5 protein-coding genes and 1 pseudogene are annotated in these 3,972 nt (G+C 66.1%); 1 reads left to right on the top strand and 5 read right to left on the bottom strand.

What is annotated here, in order from left to right:
- Positions 1-420 (bottom strand): helix-turn-helix domain-containing protein (locus EFK10_RS34440; protein ID WP_407647212.1); only part of this gene is annotated, 420 nt, incomplete at its 3' end.
- On the opposite strand from EFK10_RS34440, the gene EFK10_RS53560 reads away from it, so the two are divergent.
- On the top strand, positions 346-504 hold the full coding sequence (locus EFK10_RS53560) for a hypothetical protein (RefSeq protein WP_407647213.1): 159 nt from the start codon (positions 346-348) through the stop codon (positions 502-504). The genes EFK10_RS34440 and EFK10_RS53560 overlap by 75 nt on opposite strands.
- Before the next feature lie 197 nt (positions 505-701).
- On the opposite strand, the gene EFK10_RS34435 is transcribed toward EFK10_RS53560, so the two are convergent.
- From EFK10_RS34435 to EFK10_RS48010, 4 genes and pseudogenes are all read right to left on the bottom strand, one after another.
- Complete coding sequence (locus tag EFK10_RS34435; protein ID WP_164836266.1) at positions 702-896, bottom strand: transposase domain-containing protein; 195 nt, start codon at positions 894-896, stop codon at positions 702-704.
- Between the two features lie 23 nt (positions 897-919).
- Positions 920-1,948 carry a hypothetical protein gene (locus tag EFK10_RS34430; protein WP_127359570.1) on the bottom strand — a complete coding sequence of 343 codons (1,029 nt, stop codon included), beginning with the start codon at positions 1,946-1,948 and terminating at the stop codon, positions 920-922.
- Between the two features lie 491 nt (positions 1,949-2,439).
- Complete coding sequence (locus tag EFK10_RS34425) at positions 2,440-2,802, bottom strand: integrase core domain-containing protein (RefSeq protein ID WP_322973443.1); 363 nt, start codon at positions 2,800-2,802, stop codon at positions 2,440-2,442.
- 581 nt (positions 2,803-3,383) lie between these two features.
- Positions 3,384-3,972: pseudogene (locus tag EFK10_RS48010) on the bottom strand (IS4 family transposase); the annotation flags it as partial.

Below are 3,972 nucleotides of genomic sequence, written 5' to 3'. Positions count from 1 at the left end.
CAGGGTGGTGGCGGTGAAGAAGTCGCAGGCCAGGATCGTGTGGGCCTGGCCCCGTAGGAAGGCGGCCCAGGTTGGGTGGTCGCGTTCAGGTGCGGGCTCGATCCCGTGCGCCCGCAGAATCTCCCACACGGTGGAGGGTGCGATCTTGATGCCGAGGGCGGCGAGTTCGCCGTGGATACGCCGATAGCCCCACCCGCAGTTCTCGCGGGCCAGGCGTAGGACGAGAGCCTGGATGCTGCGGTGGGTCGGAGGACGGCCAGGCCTCTTGCGGCGGGAGGCGTCGGCGTGGCGGCGGTGCATGAGATCGCGGTGCCACCTCAGGATCGTGTCCGGGGAGACGATCAGGTGCAACTGACGCAGCGTGGGCCTTGGGAGCCGGTGGAGGAGCGCGGCAAGGAAGGCGCGGTCCGCCGCGGTGATGCGCGGCCTGTCGATCTGCCGCTGCAGGACGGCCAACTGGTGGCTGATGATGCGTATTGGTTTGTCAGCAATTTTTCGGCGTGAATGTGTCAGTGGTGTGGGGCGTCGATAGCGCTGGTCGGGGTGGGTTTGGCTGGGCGTTTGCTTCTGACAGTGGTTGCCGATGTTTGACTGACGTTTTTGACGAAACGCCAGGTCATGTCGGTGCCGGTCGGGATAGACGGTCAGCGTGCGCGGCCAGTGCCCGATGTGGGCTATTAAGTCGATTACGCCTGCGGAGATCACGGAAGGTCAGCCAGACTCGCGGCCGGTGGCGGCGCCGAGTCGGCCGGCAACGGCACGGTCCGGCCCAGCACCGTGTCGTAGCCCTCGCCGCTGAACAGACACAACCCGGGCACCACATGCACCGTGGCCTCGCCGGTCAGCACCCGTCGACGCCGGTCGGCATGCCCGGCCGTAGCCAATGACGCCGGCACGGCCGCCGGGTCGACCAGACGCGTCAGCAGCCGTGAGCGCAGTCGGCCCAGCCCATTTTCCCAGAGTTCTGGGGCACGTACTGAACATCCTGGACTGGCCTGTATGGGCCGTCCTCAACGCTGAACGGCCTTCCGTTGTCGTCGACGACCGTGGAGAACTTCCCACTCGGGGTCAGGTAGTCAACCTTGAAATCCCAGGAGCACAGTTCGTGCCGGACGCCACCGACCTCGATGTTCAGATCTCCAGGGGTGGTGTACTGCCCTACATCGATCTTGTTGTGGGCGAAGTAGTCGGAGTTCACAGCGTTTCCCGCGTCGTCGACTTCGATAGCCGGAGTTCCCGCTGGATCTCTCAACGACAGGTAGATCGTCGGCACCGGACCCTCGCCCTGGGGCCGCTCTCCCAAGTAGGCGATCGCGTGAGTCGGTCGGCAAGAGACGTCCGTGGTGGTGATGGACTCGATCGTCACTGGAGTGGCGTGGTCACTGGTGAAATGCAAGCGGTAGGTGTCGCCGTGGCTTGGGTAGCCCTCGCCCAGGTCGCCCGATTCGTAGCGCTTCTCAATCGCCTGCAGGCCAGGGTCGGCGTTGGCTCCTATCTGCGGTACGCCCCCTTCCGGCAAGAGACGGGCGCCGAGGGGGCGCAGAAGAGTCGCAATGTCCTGGAAGTCGGACCCGTTGAGCCGCTCGAGCGCGGTGGTCTCCTGAGGCGTCAGCGTGTGGTCCAGGATAAAGGCCCAGGCGTCCGAACGGCTGAGATCCGGTCCGTCAACCACTACTTGGAAGGGGGTGGAACGACTGTCGGCGACCGCATTTCCCCGACGCTTCGCCGCTGCCGAGTCGGCTGCGGTGAAGTCGCTGTACCAGCGATCGGAAACGATTCCAGCCGCAATGACGACCAGCGCAAGCGCCGTCGCCAGCACCGCCCGCCGGGGGGTAAGTCTGCGGCCAGGCCCGCTGCCAGGGGCGTGATAGTGGTGGCTCTCCTCTCGGATGTCGCGGCCAGCCATGGTGATCCGGCTTCCGTGGTCAGCCTCGGCCTGCTGATTCATCCGCCTTGGGAGAAGGCCCCTTGCTCGAGCCCGATCCGGCGTGCGACCTTCTCTCACTTCTCGTCGCCCCCACCCCGCACCCACACGTCACGGCCCGCCATGGTGATCCGACTCTTCCGATCCGCCTTCGCCCGCTGCGTGATCTCACCGGACTGCTGCTCTCCAGAGTCTGGCTCTTTCGCACGACCTGCCCACCAGACAAGGGGAGCAGCTATGCCCGTGCCGGTGAACGCGGCGACAGACAGGGACATGAGCCAGCGGTCCGACTCGGCGTGCGGAGTCCAGGGCAGCCGGAGCACCATCAAAAGGACTAAGCACACGCCAAAGACGGTGAGAGGCACCACCACAGCGATCAGCCACTGGAGCGTCCGAGTCATGTACCCCCCGTTCAGCGCAAGTTGACATGATAATAGGCGCGGCAGTTGCCGTTCGGCATACACATTCGCGCCTCGGCCCACCGCCTGTGGGGCTCGAAAAGTCATCGCCGCAGGTCAAGCGGCGTACCGGTACTCGTTGATAGCACCGCCGAGGATGCGGGTGCGCAGGAGTCTGCGGTCGTCGAGGTCGTGGACGGTGGCTGGCTGCCCGGGGGCGTGAGGGGGTCGTTGATCTCGGGCCTGGTGAGGTCGGTGCGTGTTGTAGTGCCGTTCGAAGTCGGCGAGGACTTGTCGGGCGTGGGCCTGGTTCATGAGCAGGACGTGGTCGAGGGCCTCGTGGCGGATGGTGCCGATCACCCGCTCGCAGTGCGCGTTCATCCGAGGCGCCCGTGGCGCGCCGAGCAGCACATTCATGTTCTCGGCTTCGAAGACGGCGTCGAAGGACTGGTCGTACTTGGTGTCGCGGTCGCGCAGCACGAAGCGCAGGACTCCATGCGCGTGTCGAGTTGGGCGGTGAGATTGCGGGCCTGTTGCGTCGCCCAGGCCCGGGTGGGGTGGGCGGTGACGCCGGTGGTGATGATCTGCGGGTGTTTGGGAGTGGTGGATCGTCATCGTGTTGGGAGTGGAATGTCGGGGGTTTGAGCTGTGGGTCTTCCGTAGATGGGACTTTCATATGTTGACGATTCCGGACTCTGGTTTTTGATGGGGTGTCGTGTCGGTTTGGTGGAGACTGCAACGGAGGGGCCGGTAACGCCGCAGGTAGATAGAGGGGCCGGGGCGGGGAGACGGCGCTCTGGTCTCCCGGTGGGCGGCCCGGGTGGCTACCGGTGGGGGTTCAGCGACTTGGCTGCCGTGTGCGTGGGGTGTTGGCCCGGCCGGGCAGGTTCACCACAGGCGTCGGCGTGGGTGGTGAGTTCGGTACCGCCGCGCATAGTGATCATGTGTCAAGGGACACTGAGATCTGCCGTGTCCGCTCACACGGAGTCGGGGGCGCGGACCTTCCCCCAAGGCCGGGTAGTTAACGGATTCGCGCTGGTGGCAAGGCTGTTGGTCGATTCTCATGGGGTGGCCATGTAGATGCCGGGGCCGCACTTGTGGAGGAGTCCGTCGTCGGCCCAGCGGGACAGTTGTCTGTACATGGTGCCGAGGGTGATGTCTCCGAGGCGATGAGCGATCTCACGGCTGCGCCAGCGGCGGCCGGGATCGGTGTGGAGGAGGTCCAGGACCCGTTCCCGGCGGCTCTGCGCTGACCGGGGAAGGTATCGGTCGTCCCGCGAGGCGGCGGGCAGGGGGTGCTCCTCGACTGGGGGCTCGAGGACGGTGACGTCGAGGTTGGTGACGGTGCGGCTGGTGTCGGGCCTGCCGTCGTCTCGTCGCTCGCTGTACCGGGAGATCGGTGATTTGACCTTGCGGGTGCTGACCCGCTGCCGCCTGGGCGGGAGCAGGTTGGCCAGGACCCGGCGCCCGATGAGACCGACTCGGTGGGCGGTTGTGGTGACGATGTCGGCGGCCTGGACGACCTGGTCGCGGGCGGTCTGGAAGGCGGTGGTGAATCCGCAGCGGTCCGGGTCGGTGCCCGGGAGCGACTCGGCGGCGTCGACCATGACCGTCCGCAGGGCTTGGTAGAGCGTCAGCAAGGACCACATC

Origin of the sequence: Streptomyces soli (assembly GCF_003999195.1) — a bacterium.
Classification (GTDB): Bacteria; Actinomycetota; Actinomycetes; order Streptomycetales; family Streptomycetaceae; genus Actinacidiphila; species Actinacidiphila soli.
This window is presented reverse-complemented; position numbering and strand designations above follow the sequence as displayed.